Here is a 19,168-nt window from a genome sequence, read left to right on the forward strand (position 1 = left end):
TCCGGCGAGCCTCGCTGAACCGCCGGGTTCATGGCTGGCTGGAAACGAGTTCTTCGCCCCGGATGCGCTGCGAGATCACCGCGGTGATCCCGTCGCCCTGCATGGTCACCCCATAGAGCGCGTCGGCGACCTCCATGGTCGGCTTCTGGTGGGTGATCACGATGAGCTGCGAGCGGGCCCGCAGCATCTCGAACAGCGCCAGCAGGCGGCGCAGGTTGGTGTCGTCCAGCGCGGCCTCCACCTCGTCCATGATGTAGAACGGCGACGGGCGGGCCCGGAAGATCGCGACCAGCATGGCAATGGCCGTCAGCGACTTCTCGCCGCCGGACAGCAGCGACAGCCGCTTGACCTTCTTGCCCGGCGGGCGGGCTTCGACGTCGACGCCGGTGGTCAGCATGTCGCTGGGATCGGTCAGCAGCAGCCGCCCCTCCCCGCCGGGGAACAGCGCCGCGAACACCTCGGTGAACTCGCGCTCCACGTCGGCATAGGCGTCGGTGAACACCTGCAGGATGCGCGTGTCGACTTCGGAGACCACGTCGAGGAGGTCTTTGCGGGCCGCCTTGACGTCCTCGAGCTGGGTGGACAAGAAGTTGTAACGCTCCTCGAGAGCCGCGAACTCCTCCAGCGCCAGGGGGTTGACCCGGCCCAGTTCGGCGAGCTCACGTTCGGCCCGTTTGGCCCGGCGCTCCTGGGTCGCACGGTCGAAGCGCAACGGGGCGGGCGCGGTCACCAGCTCGCCGCGGTCGCGGGCCTGCTCGTACTCGGCCATCTCCAGCTCGGTCGGTGGCAGCGCAACATCGGGACCGTATTCGGCGATCAGGTCCGCCGAACTCATGCCGAACTGTTCGAGCACCGTCTGTTCGAGCTGCTCGATGCGCAGCGCGGCCTGCGCCTTGGCGACCTCGTCGCGGTGCAGCGACTCGGTGAGCGCGGTGAGCCGGGTGCTCAGCGAGTTCACCTCCTCGCGAACCGCCACCAGCGCGGCGGCCCGCTGCTGGCGTTCGCCGGCGAGTCCGTCGCGGATTCGTGCCGCGGCCGTCACCACATGCGCCAGCCGCTGGGCCAGCGAACTGCCGGCGTCGGCCACCGCGGCGGCCGTGGTCGCCGCGCGGGCACGTGCGGCGCGGGCCTGCTCGGCGCGGACCCGCGCCTCGCGTTCCGCCGCTGCCGCGCGGCGCAGCGAGTCCGCCTTCCCGCGAACGGCGTTGGCCCGTTCCTCGGCGGTGCGCACCGCGAGCCTGGCTTCCACCTCGACGCTGCGGGCGGCTTCTGCGGCGGCCGCGATCTGCTGGCGGTCGACCGGTTCCACCGCCTCGGCGGGCTGGTCGGCTTCGGCGTTGCGCAGCCGGGCCTCGATCTCGCTCAGCTCGGTGACGGCCTGCGCCCGGCCGACCTCCAGCTCGTCGCGTTCGCGCAGCTGACGGCGCCACTGCGCCTCGGCGGCGCGGGCCTCCTGGCCCAACCGGCCCAGCTGCTCGTGGGTGGCGGCGATGGCGGCATCGGACTCGTTGAGCGCCGCGAGCGCCTGTTCGGTGGCGTCCCGGCGCGCAGTCTGCTCGGCCAGGGCTCCAGAAAGCGCCGCGCCGAGCTCGCCGGCCTGGGTCTGGGCGGCAGCCAGTTCCGCGCGCGCCTTGTCGATCTCGCTGTTGATCTCCAGGGTGGAGGGCTTGCGGTCGGATCCGCCGCTGACCCAGCCGGCACCGACCAGGTCGCCGTCGCGGGTGACCGCCCGCAGGCCGGGGTGCGCGGCCACCAGGTCCAGCGCGTCGGCCAGCTCGGCGACCACCACCACCGACGCCAACATGGCCGTGAGCGCGCCGCGCAACCGGTCGGGGGCGTCGATGAGCTCCAGTGCCCACAGCGCCCCGTCGGGCAGCGCCGCACGCTGTTCGGGCGCCGACAGCGGCCAGTCCCCCAGCACGATCGCTGCCCGGCCGCCGTCGGCGTCCTTCAGCGCGTTCAGCGCCGAGCGGGCCGCGCCGGCATTCTCGGCGGCCAGCGCGTCGGCCGCCGAGCCCAGGACCGCGGCCAGCGCCGCCTCGTACCCCGAGCGCACCTTGACCAGCTTCGCGATCGAGCCGAACAGGCCGGGACCGCTGTGGTTGGTCGCCAGCCAGGCGGCACCGTCTCGGCGTTCCAGACCCATCGACAAAGCCTCGATACGCGCGTGCAGCGAAGCCACCTGCCGTTCGGCGGCCCGTTCGGCGGCCTGCAGCTCGGCCACCCGCTGGTCGGCCAGGCGCAGCGTCGCCACGGTCCGCTCATGGTGGTCGTCGAGACTGACCTCGCCCTGGTCGAGCTCGACGACCCTGCTCTGCACCGTCTCGAACTCCGCCTGCGCGGCCTGGGCCCGACCGGCCGCCTCCTCGATGCGGGCCGAGAGCTGGCCCACGTGGGTGTCGATCGACTCGACGCGGGCCCGGATGGTCTCCACCTGGCCGGTCAGCCGGGCCAGGCCCTCGCGCCGGTCGGCTTCGGCGCGGACCGCGGCCAGATGTGCGCGCTCCGCCTCGGTGCTGCGGCGTTCACGCTCGGCCAGCTCGGCGCGGGCCGCCTCCAGCCGGAGACCGGCCTCGGCCAGTTCGGCGAGCAGTTGCTGCTCGGCGGCGGCCACCTGTTCGGCCTCGGCTTCCAGCGCGTCCGGGTCGACTCCGCCGGTGGTGATCGGCTCCTCGTCGAGATGCTGCGCGCGCTCACTGGCGATGCGCACGGTGGCGCTGACCCGCTCGGCCAGGGCCGACAGCGAGAACCAGGTCTGTTGGGCGGCCTCGGCCCGCTGGGTCAAGGTGGCGACTGCGGACTCGTGGGCGGTCAGTTCATCGGCGGCCACCGCCAGACGCTCGGTGATCTGGTCGTGTTCGCGACGCAGCGCCGCCTCGGCGTCGGTGGTCCCGGCGAACTCGGCCTGCCTGTTCACCAGATCATCGGCGGTCAGCCGCAGCCGGGCGTCGCGTAGGTCGGCCTGGATGGTGGCGGCGCGCCGCGCGACCTCGGCCTGGCGCCCCAGCGGTTTGAGCTGGCGGCGCAGTTCGGTGGTCAGGTCGGTCAGGCGGGCCAGGTTGGCCGCCATCGCGTCCAGTTTGCGGACCGCCTTCTCCTTGCGCTTGCGGTGCTTGAGCACCCCGGCGGCCTCTTCGATGAACGCCCGTCGATCTTCCGGTCGCGACTCCAGGATCTGGGCCAGCCGGCCCTGGCCGACGATGACGTGCATCTCCCGGCCGATACCCGAGTCGCTCAGCAGCTCCTGGACGTCCATCAGCCGGCAGCTCGCGCCGTTGATCTCGTATTCGCTTGCCCCGTCGCGGAACATCCGCCGGGTGATCGACACTTCGGCGTACTCGATCGGCAGGGCGTTGTCGGAGTTGTCGATGGTGACGGTGACCTCGGCGCGGCCCAGCGGGGCACGCGACGACGTGCCGGCGAAGATGACGTCCTCCATCTTTCCGCCACGCAGGGTCTTGGCGCTGTGCTCCCCCATCACCCAGGCCAGGGCGTCGACCACGTTGGACTTGCCCGAACCGTTGGGCCCGACCACCGCGGTGATGCCCGGCTCGAAGCGCAGAGTCGTCGGCGCTGCGAAGGACTTGAAGCCCTTCAGCGTCAAACTCTTGAGATGCACGGGGTCTGAGACTACCGGTCTAGCGTTCGGCGAATCCGTCGATCGGGTCCCCGGCGTCCGCCCAATCGGCGACGACGGTGTCCACCCGGCCGGGCGTCGTCCCGCCCTGCAGCAGCTCCAGCAGGCGCTGGCAATCGGCCCGCGGACCCTGGGCGACGACGTGTACGCGCCCATCCGGGCGGTTGGCGGCGTACCCCGTCAGCCCCAGTTCCAGCGCCCGCGAACGGGTCCACCACCGAAAGCCGACCCCCTGGACCCGCCCGTGCACCCAGGCGGACAGGCGGACGTCAGGCCCGGTCACCGGAGTCGACGGCAAAACGCACCTCGGTGCCCGATTTGAGGGTGCGGCCCACCGTGCAGACTTGGTCGATGGCCCGAGCGACGACGGTGAGCAACCGCTGCTTTTCGGCCTCGTCGAGACCCGACAGGTCCAGCTCCAGCGTCTCCTCCAGCAGCGGGTAGCGCTCCTGTTCGCGATCGGCGGGCCCCGAGACCCGGATCGTCGCCGCATAGTCGTCGCCGAGGCGGCGGGACAGCGGCGCGTCACTGGCCATGCCGCTGCACGCGGCCAGCGCGATCTTCAGCAGCTCTCCGGGAGTGAAGACGCCGTCGACGTCTTCGTTGCCCACCAGCACCTGCGCCCCCCTGGAACTGTGTCCGGTGTAGCTGCGGACTCCTGTTCGTTGAACCCATAGTTCCGTCATGAGGACATCTTGGCAGCCGCGGGCCTTCCCTCGCCGAACGTGTACTCAGCCCGATAAAACCGCCGATTTCCCGGACCCATTACACGCTCGGTGAACCGTGGCGCGGCGCGTAGTGTCGTCTGGGTCATGCAGGTAGCGATTCCACTGTTCCCGCGCTACACCGCGCTCGACGCGATCGGGCCGTATGAGGTGCTGCAACGGATCCCCGACGCCGAGGTGATCTTCGTCGGGCACCGCCGCGGCGAGGTGCGCAGCGACAACGGAATGCTCGGGATCATCTGCGACGCCCGGTTCGACGAGCTGCCGCGCCCGGATCTGCTGGTCGTACCCGGGGGGATCGGGACGCGCGCCCTGCTCGGCGACACCGAGTTGCTCGACTGGGTACGCGAGGCCCATCTCCATACCCGGTTCACCACCTCGGTGTGTACCGGTTCGCTGCTGCTGGCCGCAGCGGGCCTGCTGGACGGGTTGACCGCGACCACCCACTGGGGCGCCGTCGAGCTTCTGGAGCATCTCGGCGCCCGCTATGTGGATCAGCGCGTGGTCGAACACCTGCCGCGCCGGATTGTGACCTCCGCGGGGGTCTCCAGCGGGATCGACATGGCGCTGCGGCTCGTCGAACTGCTACTGGACGCCGAGACTTCCTGCGCCGTACAGCTTTTGATCGAGTACGACCCGCAGCCACCGTTCGACTGCGGCTCCCGGGCCAAGGCCGCCGAGGCTGTTCGGCAACGGGCGGCGCAGCTGCGGCGCTGACGGGCATACTGATTCGGTATGGCCACCGTGGTCGCGTTTCACGCCCACCCCGACGACGAGGTGATCCTGACCGGGGGCACGCTGGCGCGGGCCGCCGCCGAAGGGCACCGCGTGGTGATCGTGGTGGCGACCGACGGACGCGTCAGCGACGACGACGCGGACCGGCTGGGCGAACTGCGCTCGAGTGCGGCAATCCTCGGCGCCCACCGGGTCGAGTGCCTCGGATACGCCGACAGCGGGTTCGGCCCCGAGTTTCCCGCCGACCCGCCGGGGCGGGTCCGATTCGCCCGCGCCGACATTGCGGAGGCGGCCCGGCGGCTGGCGGACATCCTGACCGAGGAGCGCGCCGAACTGCTGTTGAGCTACCAGTCCAACGGCGGCTACGGCCACCGGGATCACGTACGGGTTCACCAGGTCGGCAAACAGGCGGCGCAGATCGCGGCGACGCCGCGGGTGCTCGAGGCGACGATGCCCCGCGAGATGCTGGCCCGGATCGCCGAAGCCGCACGGTGGGTTCGGCTGCCGGCCCCCTACCACCGCGATGTGGTGCGCACGGCCTACGCGCCACGGGCGCACATCACGCACCGGATCAATGTGTTCCGGTTTGCCCGGCAGAAGCGCGATGCCCTGGCCGAACACCGTTCTCAGATCAGCGCGAGCCCCGCCGCGGCACGGCTTGTCGCGTTGCTGATGCGGCTGCCTCCCCAGGCGGCGGGGGTGATGTTCGGGCGGGAATGGTTCATCGACCCGGATCGGGAACCGGGCCCGGTGTACCGCGACATCTTCGCCTGAGCGCGGACGCGTAAATCGGTTGTCAGCGTTGGCACTGCGGGCAGAAGTACGACGAGCGGTTCATGAATTTGGCGCGGCGAATCGGTGTTCCGCAACGCCGGCACGGCTCGTCCTGACGCCCGTAGGCGTCCAGCGACCGGCTGAAGTAACCGGATTCACCGTTGACGTTGACATACAGCGAATCGAACGAGGTGCCTCCGGCGGCCAGCGCGTCGCGCATCACCTCGGCGGCGGCCGCCAGCAGCGCCCGCAGCCGCGGCCGGGACAACCGGTCGGCCGTCCGGGTGCCACGGATTCCGGCTCGCCACAGGGCTTCGTCGGCGTAGATGTTGCCGATCCCCGACACCACGGTCTGGTCGAGGAGCTGCCGCTTGATCTCGGAGTGCTTGCCGCGCAACACCTCGACAACCGATTCGGCGTCGAAGCGCGGGTCCAGCGGGTCGCGGGCGATGTGCGCGACCGGCACCGGCAGTAGGCTGCCGTCCACCTCGACGAGGTCGGTGAGCTGCCACCCGCCGAAGGTCCGCTGGTCGACGAAGCTGACCTTCGTCCCGTCCTCGAGCACCGCGGCGATCCGCAGGTGCCGGGTGTCGGGCAGGTCCCCCAGCAGCATCTGGCCGCTCATCCCCAGGTGCACCACGAGCGCCTCGTCGGCGGTGGATCCGTTCAGCAGCAGCCACAGGTACTTGCCCCGCCGATCGATGCCGGTGATCCGGGCGCCCAGCAACCGCCCGGTCAGGTCGGCCGGGCCCGCCTCGTGCCGGCGCACCGCCCGCGGATGGTGCACCCGCACCGCGGTGATGGTGCGCCCCACCACATGCTCTGCCAGGCCGCGCCGGACCACCTCGACCTCGGGAAGTTCCGGCATCGTCAGCCCTGCGGTGCTTCGTCCACCGCGTCCGAGTCGTCCGAGTCGTCCAGGGCGTGCCAGGCCGCCGCCGCGGCCTTCTGCTCGGCTTCCTTCTTGGTCCGGCCGACGCCGCTGCCGTAGGCGGTATCGGAGACGACGACGGTCGCGGTGAACTCGCGGTCATGGTCGGGCCCGGTCGAGGTGACCCGGTAGGACGGCACGCCGACCCCGCGGGCGGCCGTCAGTTCCTGCAGGCTGGTCTTCCAGTCCAGACCGGCGCCCAGGGTCGCCGCGGTGTCGAGCAGCGGACCGAACAGGCGCAGGATCACCTCCCGGACGACGTCGATGCCGTGCTGCAGGTACACCGCTCCCAGCAGCGATTCCATCCCATCGGCCAGGATGCTGGACTTGTCGGCGCCGCCGGTGTTCACCTCGCCGCGGCCGAGCAGCAGATGAGCGCCCAGACCGTCTTCGGTCAGGCCGCGCGCCACACCGGCCAGGGCGGAGGTGTTGACCACGCTGGCACGCAGCTTGGCCAGATCGCCCTCCGGGCGGTCCGGGTGCCGGTGGAACAGCTCATCGGTGATGGTCAGCCCGAGTACGGCGTCGCCCAGGAACTCCAGGCGCTCATTGGTGGGCAGCCCGCCGTGCTCATAGGCATAGCTGCGGTGGGTGACGGCCAGCGTCAGCAGGTCGTCGGGCAGGTCCACGCCGAGAGCATCGAGCACGGCTTGACGGGGACGGCTCACCGCCCACCGTCATCGCCGCGCGGGTTCTCCTCCTGGGCCGCAAGAATTCCCGTCAGCTTCGACCAGCGCGGGTCGATCTTGTCGTGGTGGTGTCCGGGTCCCGCGGAAGCCAGCAGCGCACCGCAGTCCGGGCACAGGCCCGGGCAGTCCGGATCGCACAGCGGTGACAACGGCAACGCCAGGCAGACCGCGTCGACGATGGCCTGTTGGAGGTCCACGCCGTCATCGACGACGCGGCCCATCTCGTCGTCGTCGGTGGTGGCGTCGGTGGCGCTTTCGGGGTAGGCGAACAGCTCAGTCAGCTCGACCTCGACGGCCCCGGTCAGCGGTTGCAGGCAGCGCGCGCATTCGCCGGCGGTGGCGGCCGAGACCGTGCCGCTGACCAGCACGCCCTCCGAGACCGACTCCACCCGCAGATCGAGGTCCACTGCGGTGTCCGGCGGAATCGCCACCAGGTCCAGCCCGATACGGGTGGGACTGACCCGCTGCTCGCGCAACGGCATCAGCGCGCCGGGGCGTCGCCCGAGCCGGGAGACGTTGACCAGGAACGGTGCAGGCCGTGCCCGCTGTGTGCGCTGCGTGCCTGCGCCGGGGTGCCTCGCCATGCCGCGATTCTACGCAGCCCTCAGACGGCGTTCGCCGGTCAGCGGGTCGCGTAGTCGTGGGTGCCCGCCGCGGTCCGCAGTTGGTGACGACCGCGGTTGATCGAGCGCAGGGTGCCGTTGAGGAAGTCCTCGAACTCGGCCAGCTTGGCGTCGACGTAGATGTCGCATTCGCCGCGCATCCGGTCGGCCTCGGCGTGCGCCGAGTCGATCAGCCGGGTGGATTCGGCACGCGCGGCGGTGACCACCTCGTTCTGCGACACCAGGCGCTGCTGTTCCTTGATGCCTTCCTGCACGGCCTTCTCGTAGGCGGCGTTGCCGCTCTCCACCAGCCGGTCGCATTCCGCCTGGGCGCGGCTGGTGGCGGTCTCGAACTCCCGCTTCGCGGTGGCGCTGAGCCGGGCCGCCTCCTCGCGGGCTTCACCGACCATCCGCTCGCTGTGGGCACGCGCCTCGGCCACCATCCGGTCGGCCTGGCCCTTGGCGTCGGCCAGCAGCCGGTCGGCTTCGGCCCGGGCGTGGCTGATCAGGGAGTCCGCTTCTGCGGTGGCCGAGCTGACCATGGACTCGGCGTGCTCCTTGGCCTCACCGAGCACCGAGTCGCGGGCGTCCAGCACGTCTTGGGCGTCGTCGAGTTCGCCGGGGATGGCGTCCCGGATGTCGTCGATCAGTTCCAGCACGTCACCGCGGGGTACCACACAGCCTGCCGTCATCGGCACGCCACGGGCCTCTTCGACAATGGAGCCAAGTTCGTCAAGGGCTTCGAACACTCGGTACACGGCAGCACCCTCCAGACATAGTTGTTGTTACTAGTGTGCCCTGTGTTACGTGTGTGACTGGGTTAGTCGCCCGGTGTGTCGGATTCTGGTCCCCTGCACCGGTAGCCTGACCCGTTGAAGTCCAGATCGGAAGGGTGGCCATGACGAACGGTTCTGGGGGCCACGGGGGCGCCGCGAGACCAGGGCAGGCTCCGCAGGGCTATCCGCAGCAGTCCGGCGCGCAGGCGACCACCGATATCGGCCGGCTGCTGCTGCGATGCCGGGACAATCACGGGATCATCGCCGCAGTCAGCGCCTTTCTGGCCGACGCCGGCGCCAACATCATCTCGCTGGATCAACACTCGACGGCCCCCGAAGACGGGACATTCGTGCAGCGGGCGATCTTTCACCTGCCCGGCCTGCCGGCTGCCCTCGACGGGCTCCAGGAGAGATTCGGCGCCACAGTCGCCGAGCGGTTCGCGATGGACTACCGGTTCACCGAGGCCGCCAAGCCCAAACGAGTGGCGATCATGGCGTCCAAGACCGACCACTGCCTGCTGGACCTGTTGTGGCGCAACCGCCGCGGGGAGCTGGAGATGACGGTGGCCATGGTGATCTCCAACCACCCGGACCTGGCCGACCAGGTGCGCCCGTTCGGCGTGCCGTTCTTCCATATCCCCGCGACCCGCGACATCCGCGCCGAGGCAGAACAGCGTCAGCTCCAGTTGCTCTGCGGCAACGTGGACCTGGTGGTGCTGGCGCGCTACATGCAGATCATCACCGGCGATTTCATCGAGGCGGTGGGCTGTCCGCTGATCAACATCCACCACTCGTTCCTGCCCGCGTTCATCGGCGCGGCGCCTTACCAGCGGGCCCGGGAACGGGGCGTGAAGCTGATCGGCGCCACCGCGCACTACGTGACCGAGGTGCTCGACGAGGGCCCGATCATCGAACAGGACGTGGTGCGGGTGGACCACACCCACAGCGTCACCGATCTGGTGCGACTGGGCGCCGATGTGGAGCGGGCGGTGTTGTCGCGGGCGGTGCAGTGGCATTGCCAGGACCGGGTGATCCGGGTGGGCAACGAGACGGTGGTGCTCTAGCGGCTCGCGCCGTCGGCCTCGAGTACCGTGGTCCGCATGCTCGTCGAGGACCTGTTTCCCACCGTGCCGACGACCGCCGCCGAGGCTTTGGAGATCTTCGATGCCGCGGAGGCAGTCGATCCCGATTTCATGATCGGAACCTGGCACGGCGCGGAGCTTCCGACCGGCCACCCCCTGGACGGTCTGCTGGCCGCCAGCGGCTGGTGGGGCAAGCAGTTCGTGGATGCCGAGACCGTGCATCCGCTGTTGTTCCCCACCCGGGACGGGTCCGCGCTCTGGGCCTTCAACCCGGTACTGGCGTTCAGTGTCCTGGGGCTGGCGACGAAGCTGCCGGCGATGAAGAACCGGGCGGTCGGCGGGCGGATCACACTGCTGGCGCCGTTGGTGCGAACCCGGTCCCCCAAAGCGCGGTTGCGCACCACGCGGTACCGCGGAGTCGACACCGCGACCATGATCTACGACCAGGCCCCGGTCAACGACGTCTTCCGGCGCCTGTCCGATGACGCGGTGCTGGGGGCGATGGACCTGCGCGGTTCGGCGCAGCCGTACTTCTTCGTGCTCTACCGCGACGATTCGCTCGCCGTGGCTTAACCGCCGGCGATTTCGCCTGAGCGGCGCCACGCGGCACGCTCGGCGGCGAACGCTGCCGTCTGTCTGCTCCGGAATGCGGCGATGCCGGCGGCGTTGGCGTCCAGGAAGCTGCGGTAGGCCGGCAGCGAGAACTCGCCGTCGCAGATCTGCACCCGGCCTCGTCCAGCTGCCATGTCGGCCCGCAGGTCGAGCAGCTCGGCAGCGCTCACCGGATAGAAGCTGATGCGGTCGAAGTGCCGGAGTAACCACGGCGTTCCCGGATCGAACAGACCGGCGGCCGCGTGCCGGTGATTCCACACCTGGGTGGTGCGTCCGACGAACTGGTAGCCGCCGGGACCCTCGATGCCGTAGATGCACAGGTAGGCGCCGCCGATCCCGACGGCGTTCTCTGGGGTCCAGGTCCGTGCCGGGTTGTATTTGGTGGTCACCAGCCGGTGCCGCGGATCCAGCGGGGTGGCCACGGGCGCCCCGAGATAGATGTCGCCCAGACCCAACACCAGATACTGCGCGTCGAAGACGATGTCGTAGACCTCGCGGATGTCGTCAAGACCGTTGATGCGCCGGATGAATTCGATGTTCGACGGGCACCACGGCGCGTCGGGCCGCACGCCGTACATGTAGCGGCGAATGGCTTCGCCGGTGGCGGGATCGTCCCAACTCAACGGCAGTCGCACCGAGCGGCTGGGCACCACGAGCTGGTCGCAGGGCGGCAGCGCGTCGTCGATGGCGGCGACCTGTTCGATCACCTCCGGCACCGAGGTCTGTGCGGTGTCTAACTGGATCTGCAGTGACCGCACGCCGGGCGTCAGCTCCTGCAGCCCGGGCAGCGACCGCTCACGGAGCCGGTCGTAGAGCACCTGAATCCGGGCCCGCAGCGCCAAATCCAATGTCATCGGGCCGTATTCGAGCAGGATCGCATCGTCTCCGGCGCGTCGCACGGTGACGGCGGTCCCGCCGGCGTTGGTGTAGCGCTGCAGCACGCCGTCGTCGCCGTCGCCGGAGCTGGAGACCACGACGGGCCAGGCAGCGCGCCGCTGCACATTCAGTGCCGCCGGCGGCGGGGCGTGCCGAGCACGGATCGGCACCAGCCGCACCGTGTCGCCGGGCGCGAGCTGGCCCAGTTTCCAGCGGTCGGCGCGGACCACCGTCACGGGGCATACGAAACCACCCAGACTGGGGCCGTCGGGCCCGAGCAGAATCGGTGTGTCACCGGTGAAGTCCAGTGCGCCAACGCAGTAGGCGGTGTCGTGGATGTTCGACGGGTGCAGGCCGGCTTCACCGCCGTCGGGCCGAGCCCACCGCGGCTTCGGCCCGACGAGCCGCACGCCGGTGCGGTCGGAGTTGAAGTGCACGCGGTAGTCGGTGCCCGTCAGGGCGGCCATGTCGGCACGGGTCAGGAATTCCGGTGCCGCGTGCGGCCCTTCGGTGACCGCGAGCTCCCAGTGCCGGCCGATACTGGGCCGGCACTGGCTGGGTACGCGACCGAGCAACGGCGCCGCACCGTCGCCACCGACGGCGCTGAGCTGATCGGACTCCCGCAACGCCCGGCCATGATGACCGCCGGCCATACCGTGGGTGAACGTTGCTGCGCTGCCGAGGAATTCCGGCTCGGAGATCCCTCCTTCGACCAGCAGGTAGCAGCGCAGCCCGGGTCCGGCGACCGTGCCGATCTCCAGGCGGCCACCGGCGGGCACCCGCACCGGCTGCCACTGCCCCACCGGGGCGCCGTCCAGGTGCACCGGCACCGGAGCACCGGTGACGCACACCCACGCGGGTTCGCAAAAGCGCAGCGCGGGACCGGCCTTGGTGCATTCCAAGCCGGCTGCGCCTTCGGGATTGCCCAGGACCCGGTTGCCGAGCCGAAACGACACGTCGTCCATCGGCCCGGACGGCGGCACCCCGACATGCCAGTAGCCGACTCGTCCGGGCCAGTCCTGCACGGTGGTGAACATGCCCGGGGAGAGCACCTCGATGCCGATCATGGCCGGGTGATCACCATCCGGACCGGGGTCGGGTCGAATCCGTTGCACGGGTTGTTGATCTGCGGGCAGTTGGAGACCAGGACCAGGGTGTCGATCTCGGCGCGCAGTGTCACGGCCTTGCCCGGGGCCGAGATGCCGTCGACGATCCCGAGGGTGCCGTCGGATTCGACCGGGACGTTCATGAACCAGTTGATGTTGGAGACGATATCGCGCTTTCCCAGGCCCCAGCGGGCCCCTTCGGCCAGGAAGTTCTCGACGCAGGCGTGCTGGTGGGCGGTGTGATGTCCGTAACGCAGCGTGTTGGACTCCTGCGAGCAGGCTCCGGCGATCGTGTCGTGATTGCCCACGTCGTCGGCGACGACGGTCATCAGGGCGGTTCCGTCGGCTGCGCGCAGCACCGATCCGGTGCTCAAGAAGATGTTGCGCGCGGCGGAAACGGTGGCCTGGGCGCTGTAACGGCGGGTGTGGTCGGCCGCGTCGTAGAGCAGGCAGTCCACCGCCTGGTTGCCGTGCAGGTCGATGATCTGCAACTGCTCTCCGGTACGCACCACCGCCGACCAGGGCGCCCGGGCCGCCACCTGCTGGTCGGAGACGATCTGCGATGGACCGGTCATGAGCGCTCCCCCGCTGCTGCGGCCCAGGCCGCCTCGGTGTTGTGCACGGCGCGTTGGTATTCCGGGTCCTGATTGGCCAGGTCTGCCAACTGCTCGCCGGCCCGCCAGGCGAGCACGTCCAGTGCGGTGGACGGCGGGTCGGGGTCCAGCGGGTGTGCGGCATTGGCGGCTATCAGCAGCACCGGAAGGTGGATCAGCAGGTCGACAGCGGCGCCGGGACCTGTGGACCCGGTGAATTCCAGTGCGCCGCTGCCGGGGTCGACGCGCACTCCGCGGAAAAGCGACACCGACGGGGCGACGTCGCGAATGTCCAGGCCGTGCTTGAGCGCTCCCAGCAGGAGCAGTCGGCGGCCGGTGGCCTCGGGGCCGCAGAGCAGGTCGTGTCGTCCCGACGAGTCGGCGACAACGGTGGCCAGCACCCGGCCCTGGTCGGACAGCAGGGGGTGGCCGACACCGAGATAGGCCTGCCACGGAACTTTCATGGTGTCGGCGACATTGAGCCGTTCCCACGGCGCCTCGGCCCGGTAGAGCAGCAGGTGCGCGCAGGCGCCGCCCGCGACGTCGATCAACCGCAGCCGGCTACCGCGGGCCAGCACCTTGGTGGCATAGCCACCCGCCGGAATCGACTCTGCCCAGGTCAGCCTGCCCGGATCCACGTCGTCGGGCGTCGCCGGGATACGCATCGACGCGTGCTGCACCTGAGCGCGGGCATGGGAGCGGGCCCCGTCGGTGGAATCGGTGCGTAGGTCGTCCATGCCGGGACGCTAGCACAGTTTCTATCAAGTGATAGTTTTTAGCGCGCGTGGTCCGCCTCCCGTGATCGGTAACGGGGCTGGGCAATCGTGATAGGCAATAAGGCGTGCAGATCGATCGCCGAGGACGTCCCAGGCTCCTAGCCTCCAGCCGGCCCGGGCGCAGCGCCCGCGACGAAATCCTTGATGCCGCGGCCGAGCTGTTCACCACCGTCGGCTACGCGGCCACCTCCACCCGACGCATCGCCGCCAGCGTCGGCATGCAGCAGGCCTCGCTGTATCACCACTTCGCCGCCAAAGACGACATGCTGGACGCACTGCTGGCCGGCACCGTCGACACCTCGGTACAGCTGGCCGCCCAGCTGCTGGCCGAGGACGGTCCCAGCGCTGCCCGGCTGCACGCCCTCGTCGTCGCCGACACCGCCCAATTGTGTGGCGGTACCTGGAATCTGGGCACGCTCTATCTACTGCCCGAGCTCCGCTTGGAGCGTTTCGCCGCCTTCCGCCGGCAACGCGAGACGCTGCGCAGCCACTATCAGCAGCTGTCGCAGGCAGTGCTCGCCGAACACCGCGGCCCCGCCGACGCCGTCGACCTGCCCTTCCGGCTGGTGGAGTCCGTCATCAATCGCCGTTCCGACGACGGCTCCTGCCCGCCGGACTATCCCTGGACCACTGCCGAGGCGGCGCTGCGCGTCCTGGGCGTCACCCGGGGACTTTCCGGCATGCGCGCGGCGACCGCGCGCCGTTTGGGGTTGGCGCCGACGTAGGCCGCGGTCGTCTCAGCGGCCGGCCAATTTGGCCGCCAGGCGCCGGTTCACCGGTTCGGGCAACAGGTCGCTGACATCTCCGCCCATCGAGGCCACCTCTTTGGCCAGCGACGACGACACGAATGAATAGCGCGGCGTGGTCGCCACAAAAAACGTGTCGACGCCGGCGATGTGCTTGTTCATCTGGGCCATCTGCAGCTCGTACTCGAAGTCGGTGCCGGTGCGCAGGCCTTTGACGATCGCGGTCAGCCCCCGCTCCCGGACGAAGTCCACCACCAATCCCCTGCCGGACTCGGCACGCACGTTGGGCAGATGCGCGGTGGCTTCGGCGATCATCTCGAGGCGCTCGTCGAGGGTGAACATCCCCTGCTTGGCAGGGTTCACCAGCACCGCGGCCACCACCTCGTCGAACTGGGCGGCAGCGCGCTCCAGGATGTCCACATGTCCCAGGGTCACCGGATCGAAGGAACCGGGGCAAACGGCGCCGCTCATAGGCGTCGACGCTACACGCCCGGCTTCGAAACGCCTGCGTTCGCCGCTACTCCCGTTCGGCCAGATCCAGGCGAGTGTCGCCGTACCGGCGAGACGGCCAGGCCTGCCAGCCCTGCGGCCAGCTCACCGCCGGGCTGCCAGCAGCACGCTCGATCACCACGACAGTGCCTGCAGCAGCCCAACCCCCGGCGGTCAACAGCCCTGGCAGCGCGTCGATTTCGGAGGCCTCTACTTCATACGGCGGGTCGGCCAGCACCAGATCGACCGGCGTCCCGGTCCCCGTGGCGAGCACCGCAGCCACTGTCCCGCGGCGCAACACCGCACCGGCCAGTCCCAGCGATGCGATGTTTGCCGCCAGCACATCGCCTGCGCGACGGTCGGATTCGACGAACATCGCCGTCGCAGCGCCGCGAGACAGCGCTTCCAAACCCAACGCTCCAGACCCGGCGTACAAATCCAGCACCGCCATGTCGGTGAGGTCCATCCGGGCATCCAGCATGTTGAACAGGGCCTCGCGCACCCGATCGGTGGTGGGCCGGGTACCGCGCGGCGGCACGGCGATGCGCCGCCCGCCCGCTGCGCCCCCGACGATGCGGGTCATGACCGCCACCTGTGCGCACAGCTGCGCTGGGCATCCGCACCGGCGATCAGCTCAACACCACCAGCAGGTCGCCGCCTTCGACCTGGGCGGTGGCCGCCACCGCCACCCGGGCGACGGTTCCATCGGTGGGCGCCGTGATGGCCGCCTCCATCTTCATCGCCTCGATGGTGGCGACGGTCTGTCCCGCGCTCACCTGCTGCCCCTCGGCCACCCCGATCGTGACCACGCCGGCAAACGGTGCGGCGATATGGCCGGGCTTGTTCCGGTCCGCCTTCTCCGCGACCGGCACCACGCTGGCCACGCTGCGGTCTCGCACCTCGACCGGCCGCAACTGACCGTTGATGATGCACATCACCGTGCGCATGCCCCGTTCATCCGGCTCGGAGATGGCCTCGAGCCCGATCAGCAGCTCCACCCCGCGCTCCAGCCGCACCCGGTGTTCCTCGCCTTGGCGCAAGCCGTAGAAGAACTGGTTGGCCGACAGTCTCGAGATGTCGCCATAGAGTTCCCGATCCGCCTCGAAATCCTTGGTGGGGCCGGGGAACAGCAGGTGATTGAGCCGGGCCTGACGTGGCGGTCCGGACTTGCCCAGCACGGCCTCGTCGTCTGCCGAGAGCTGCTGGACCTCCCGCGGGGCGCCCCTGCCGACCAGTGCCTTGGCGCGCAACGGTTCCGGCCAGCCGCCGGCCGGCTCGCCCAACTCGCCGCGCAGGAAACCGATCACCGAATCCGGGATGTCGACCCGGGACGGGTCCGCGGCGAACTCCTCGGCGCTCACGCCTGCTCCGACCAGCGCCAGCGCCAGGTCTCCGACCACCTTCGAACTGGGGGTGACCTTGATCAGCCGGCCGAGGATGGCATCGGCGGCCGCATAGTTGACCTCCACGTCCTCGAACCGGTCTGCCAGCCCCAGCGCCTTGGCCTGCTGGCGCAGATTCGACAGCTGGCCGCCGGGTATCTCATGGCGGTACACCCTCCCGGTCGGCGCTGCCAGACCGGACTCGAACGGCGCGTACACCTTTCGCAGCGCCTCCCAGTACGGTTCCAGGTCACAGGCCGCGTCCAGTGAGATCCCGGTGTCGTAGCCGGTGTGGGCCGCGGCGGCGATGATCGAACTCAACGATGGTTGACTGGTGGTTCCCGCCAGGGGCGCAGCCGCACCGTCGACGGCGTCCGCTCCGGCCTGCCATGCGGCGACGTAACTGGCGAGCTGACCACCGGCGGTGTCGTGAGTGTGCACGTGGATAGGCAAGTCGAAGCGACTGCGCAGCGCGCTCACCAGGGTGCTCGCCGCTGCGGGACGCAACAGTCCCGCCATGTCCTTGATCGCCAGCACATGCGCCCCGGCACCGACGATCTGTTCGGCGAGCCTCAGGTAGTAGTCCAGCGTGTAGAGCTTTTCGTCCGGGCTGGCCAGATCCCCGGTGTAGCACATGGCGACTTCGGCTACCGCACTGCCGGTTTCCCGCACCGCGTCGATGGCGGGAAGCATCGAATCGACGTTGTTGAGCGCATCGAAGATCCGGAAGATGTCAATGCCGGTTTCGGCTGCCTCCTGCACGAACGCCGAGGTCACCAGCTCCGGGTAGGGCGTGTAACCGACGGTGTTACGGCCGCGCAGCAGCATCTGCAGGCAGATGTTGGGCAGCGTCTCGCGCAACGCGGCCAGCCGCTCCCAGGGGTCTTCCTTCAAAAACCGCAGCGCGACATCGTAGGTCGCTCCGCCCCAGCACTCGACCGAGAGCAGCTCGGGCATGGTGCGGGCCACGTAAGGCGCCACCTTGACCAACCCGCTGGTGCGCACCCGGGTGGCCAGCAACGACTGGTGGGCGTCCCGGAACGTGGTGTCGGTGACGCCCAAGGCCGGTGAGTCCCGGAGCCAGCGGGCGAAACCCTCCGGCCCCAGCTCGACCAGTCGCTGCTTGGAACCCGGCGGCGGTGGCACCGTCAGGTCCAACTCGGGCAGCTTGTCACGCGGGTAGACCGTCGACGGCCGGGTGCCGTGCGGACTGTTGACGGTGACATCGGCCAGGTAGTTCAGGATTCTCGTGCCACGGTCGGCCGAGGCACGCGCGGTGAGCAGTTGCGGCCGCTCATCGATGAACGAGGTGGTGACGTGCCCGGCTGAGAAGTCCGGGTCGTCGAGCACCGCCTGCAGGAACGGGATGTTGGTGGCCACCCCGCGGATGCGGAACTCCGCGATGGCCCGGCGGGCCCGCTTCACCGCGGTGGGAAAATCCCTTCCCCGGCAGGTCAGTTTGACCAGCATCGAGTCGAAGTGGGCGCTGACCTCCGCACCCAGGTTGGTACCGCCGTCCAGCCGGATGCCGGCCCCGCCCGGACTGCGGTAGGCGCTGATTCGCCCGGTGTCGGGTCGGAAGCCGTTGGCCGGGTCCTCGGTGGTGATACGGCATTGCAGCGCCGCACCGTGCAGCGTGATCGAGTCCTGCGACAACCCGAGGTCCGCCAGCGACTCGCCCGCTGCGATCCGAAGCTGCGACGACACCAGGTCCACATCGGTGATCTCTTCGGTGACGGTGTGCTCCACCTGGATCCGGGGATTCATCTCGATGAACACATGGTGACCGCGTTCGTCGACGAGGAACTCCACCGTGCCAGCACAGGTGTAACCGATATGGCGTGCGAAGGCGACGGCGTCGGCGCAGATCTTCTCGCGCAGCGCGGGATCCAGATTCGGCGCCGGCGCCAGCTCGACGACCTTCTGATGCCGGCGCTGAACGCTGCAGTCGCGCTCGTAGAGGTGGATCACGTTGCCGTGGTTGTCGGCCAGGATCTGGACCTCGATGTGGCGCGGGTTCACCACCGCCTGCTCGAGGTAGACGTGGGCGTCCCCGAACGCCGAATCCGCTTCGCGGCTGGCGGCCTCCACGGCTTCTGCCAGCGCGTCGGCGTCGGCGACACGGCGCATACCGCGCCCGCCACCGCCGGCCACCGCCTTGACGAACAGGGGGAAGGTCATGTCCTGGGCCGCGGCGAGCAACTGCGCCACCGATGTCGACGGCGCCGACGATGCCAGCACCGGCAGGCCCGCCTCCCGCGCGGCTGCCACCGCGCGAGACTTGTTCCCGGTCAGTGCCAGCACCGCGGCACTGGGACCGACGAAGGTGATGCCGGCGTCCGCGCACGCCTGGGCCAGCCGGGGATTCTCGGAGAGAAACCCGTAGCCCGGGTACACCGCGTCGGCGCCGCAGCGGATCGCGGTGCCGACGATCTCGTCGACCGACAGGTAGGCGCGGACCGGATGGCCCTCTTCGCCGATCTGGTAGGACTCGTCTGCCTTGAGCCGGTGCAGCGAGTTGCGGTCCTCGTAGGGATAGACGGCCACGGTGCCGACCCCGAGTTCGCAGGCGGCACGGAAGGCACGGACAGCGATCTCCCCGCGGTTGGCCACCAGCACTTTGGAGATCACATCCAC

Annotated in this window: 18 protein-coding genes; 5 read left to right on the forward strand and 13 right to left on the reverse strand. The window is 69.8% G+C overall.

The features are described from left to right. Positions 1 to 28: 28 nt before the first annotated feature. From smc to G6N14_RS10410, 3 genes are read right to left on the reverse strand one after another with little or no spacing between them, the layout of a single operon-like run. The gene (smc, locus tag G6N14_RS10400; RefSeq protein ID WP_085137728.1) at positions 29 to 3,619 is read right to left on the reverse strand and encodes a chromosome segregation protein SMC; all 3,591 of its coding nucleotides are present in this window, start codon (positions 3,617 to 3,619) and stop codon (positions 29 to 31) included. Between the two features lie 19 nt (positions 3,620 to 3,638). Beyond that, the gene (locus G6N14_RS10405; RefSeq protein WP_085130573.1) at positions 3,639 to 3,920 is read right to left on the reverse strand and encodes an acylphosphatase; all 282 of its coding nucleotides are present in this window, start codon (positions 3,918 to 3,920) and stop codon (positions 3,639 to 3,641) included. Beyond that, positions 3,907 to 4,323: an OsmC family protein gene (locus G6N14_RS10410; protein ID WP_085137726.1), complete on the reverse strand. Its 417-nt coding sequence runs from the start codon at positions 4,321 to 4,323 to the stop codon at positions 3,907 to 3,909. The genes G6N14_RS10405 and G6N14_RS10410 overlap by 14 nt, the downstream gene beginning before the upstream one ends. A 126-nt stretch (positions 4,324 to 4,449) precedes the next feature. Here G6N14_RS10410 and G6N14_RS10415 point away from each other — a divergent pair, with 126 nt between their 5' ends. Further along, the gene (locus tag G6N14_RS10415; protein ID WP_085137724.1) at positions 4,450 to 5,079 is read left to right on the forward strand and encodes a DJ-1/PfpI family protein; all 630 of its coding nucleotides are present in this window, start codon (positions 4,450 to 4,452) and stop codon (positions 5,077 to 5,079) included. An 18-nt stretch (positions 5,080 to 5,097) separates the two neighbouring features. Continuing rightward, a complete protein-coding gene (locus tag G6N14_RS10420) occupies positions 5,098 to 5,871 on the forward strand; it encodes a PIG-L deacetylase family protein (RefSeq protein WP_085137722.1) in 774 nt (257 codons plus the stop codon). A gap of 22 nt (positions 5,872 to 5,893) precedes the next feature. On the opposite strand, the gene mutM is transcribed toward G6N14_RS10420, so the two are convergent. Genes mutM through sepIVA form a run of 4 tightly spaced genes read right to left on the reverse strand, consistent with a single transcriptional unit; the run spans position 5,894 to position 8,851 of the window. Next, on the reverse strand, positions 5,894 to 6,739 hold the full coding sequence (gene mutM, locus G6N14_RS10425) for a bifunctional DNA-formamidopyrimidine glycosylase/DNA-(apurinic or apyrimidinic site) lyase (protein WP_085137720.1): 846 nt from the start codon (positions 6,737 to 6,739) through the stop codon (positions 5,894 to 5,896). 2 nt (positions 6,740 to 6,741) lie between these two features. Next, positions 6,742 to 7,470, reverse strand: coding sequence for a ribonuclease III (rnc, locus tag G6N14_RS10430; protein ID WP_085137718.1), 729 nt, complete (start codon positions 7,468 to 7,470; stop codon positions 6,742 to 6,744). Then, complete coding sequence (locus tag G6N14_RS10435; RefSeq protein ID WP_085137716.1) at positions 7,467 to 8,075, reverse strand: YceD family protein; 609 nt, start codon at positions 8,073 to 8,075, stop codon at positions 7,467 to 7,469. The genes rnc and G6N14_RS10435 overlap by 4 nt, the downstream gene beginning before the upstream one ends. 38 nt (positions 8,076 to 8,113) lie before the next feature. Beyond that, positions 8,114 to 8,851, reverse strand: coding sequence for a cell division protein SepIVA (gene sepIVA / locus G6N14_RS10440; RefSeq protein WP_085130559.1), 738 nt, complete (start codon positions 8,849 to 8,851; stop codon positions 8,114 to 8,116). 140 nt (positions 8,852 to 8,991) lie between these two features. On the opposite strand from sepIVA, the gene purU reads away from it, so the two are divergent. Both purU and G6N14_RS10450 read left to right on the forward strand, forming a co-directional pair. Then, entirely contained in the window at positions 8,992 to 9,933 is a 942-nt protein-coding gene (gene purU, locus G6N14_RS10445; protein WP_234809038.1) for a formyltetrahydrofolate deformylase, read from the forward strand. 36 nt (positions 9,934 to 9,969) lie between these two features. Next, complete coding sequence (locus G6N14_RS10450) at positions 9,970 to 10,524, forward strand: DUF4334 domain-containing protein (protein ID WP_085137714.1); 555 nt, start codon at positions 9,970 to 9,972, stop codon at positions 10,522 to 10,524. On the opposite strand, the gene G6N14_RS10455 is transcribed toward G6N14_RS10450, so the two are convergent. From G6N14_RS10455 to G6N14_RS10465, 3 genes are read right to left on the reverse strand one after another with little or no spacing between them, the layout of a single operon-like run. Further along, entirely contained in the window at positions 10,521 to 12,506 is a 1,986-nt protein-coding gene (locus G6N14_RS10455) for a 5-oxoprolinase/urea amidolyase family protein (RefSeq protein ID WP_085137712.1), read from the reverse strand. The genes G6N14_RS10450 and G6N14_RS10455 overlap by 4 nt on opposite strands. Then, entirely contained in the window at positions 12,503 to 13,120 is a 618-nt protein-coding gene (locus tag G6N14_RS10460; RefSeq protein WP_085137710.1) for an urea amidolyase associated protein UAAP2, read from the reverse strand. The genes G6N14_RS10455 and G6N14_RS10460 overlap by 4 nt, the downstream gene beginning before the upstream one ends. Then, entirely contained in the window at positions 13,117 to 13,875 is a 759-nt protein-coding gene (locus tag G6N14_RS10465) for a DUF1989 domain-containing protein (RefSeq protein ID WP_085137708.1), read from the reverse strand. Before G6N14_RS10465 ends, G6N14_RS10460 begins: the two co-directional genes overlap by 4 nt. A 104-nt stretch (positions 13,876 to 13,979) precedes the next feature. Here G6N14_RS10465 and G6N14_RS10470 point away from each other — a divergent pair, with 104 nt between their 5' ends. Further along, positions 13,980 to 14,639 carry a TetR/AcrR family transcriptional regulator gene (locus G6N14_RS10470; protein WP_085137706.1) on the forward strand — a complete coding sequence of 220 codons (660 nt, stop codon included), beginning with the start codon at positions 13,980 to 13,982 and terminating at the stop codon, positions 14,637 to 14,639. A gap of 12 nt (positions 14,640 to 14,651) precedes the next feature. Here the strand turns inward: G6N14_RS10470 and coaD are convergent, their stop codons facing one another. Genes coaD through G6N14_RS10485 form a run of 3 tightly spaced genes read right to left on the reverse strand, consistent with a single transcriptional unit; the run spans position 14,652 to position 19,162 of the window. After that, positions 14,652 to 15,131, reverse strand: a complete 480-nt coding sequence (gene coaD, locus G6N14_RS10475; RefSeq protein ID WP_046317394.1) for a pantetheine-phosphate adenylyltransferase — start codon at positions 15,129 to 15,131, stop codon at positions 14,652 to 14,654. Between the two features lie 46 nt (positions 15,132 to 15,177). Then, positions 15,178 to 15,741 (reverse strand): 16S rRNA (guanine(966)-N(2))-methyltransferase RsmD, encoded by a 564-nt coding sequence (gene rsmD / locus G6N14_RS10480; RefSeq protein WP_264079977.1) that lies wholly within the window; start codon positions 15,739 to 15,741, stop codon positions 15,178 to 15,180. A 37-nt stretch (positions 15,742 to 15,778) separates the two neighbouring features. Continuing rightward, the gene (locus G6N14_RS10485; RefSeq protein ID WP_085137879.1) at positions 15,779 to 19,162 is read right to left on the reverse strand and encodes a pyruvate carboxylase; all 3,384 of its coding nucleotides are present in this window, start codon (positions 19,160 to 19,162) and stop codon (positions 15,779 to 15,781) included. Positions 19,163 to 19,168 lie beyond the last annotated feature (6 nt).

This window comes from Mycolicibacter hiberniae, from assembly GCF_010729485.1.
Taxonomy (GTDB): Bacteria; Actinomycetota; Actinomycetes; order Mycobacteriales; family Mycobacteriaceae; genus Mycobacterium; species Mycobacterium hiberniae.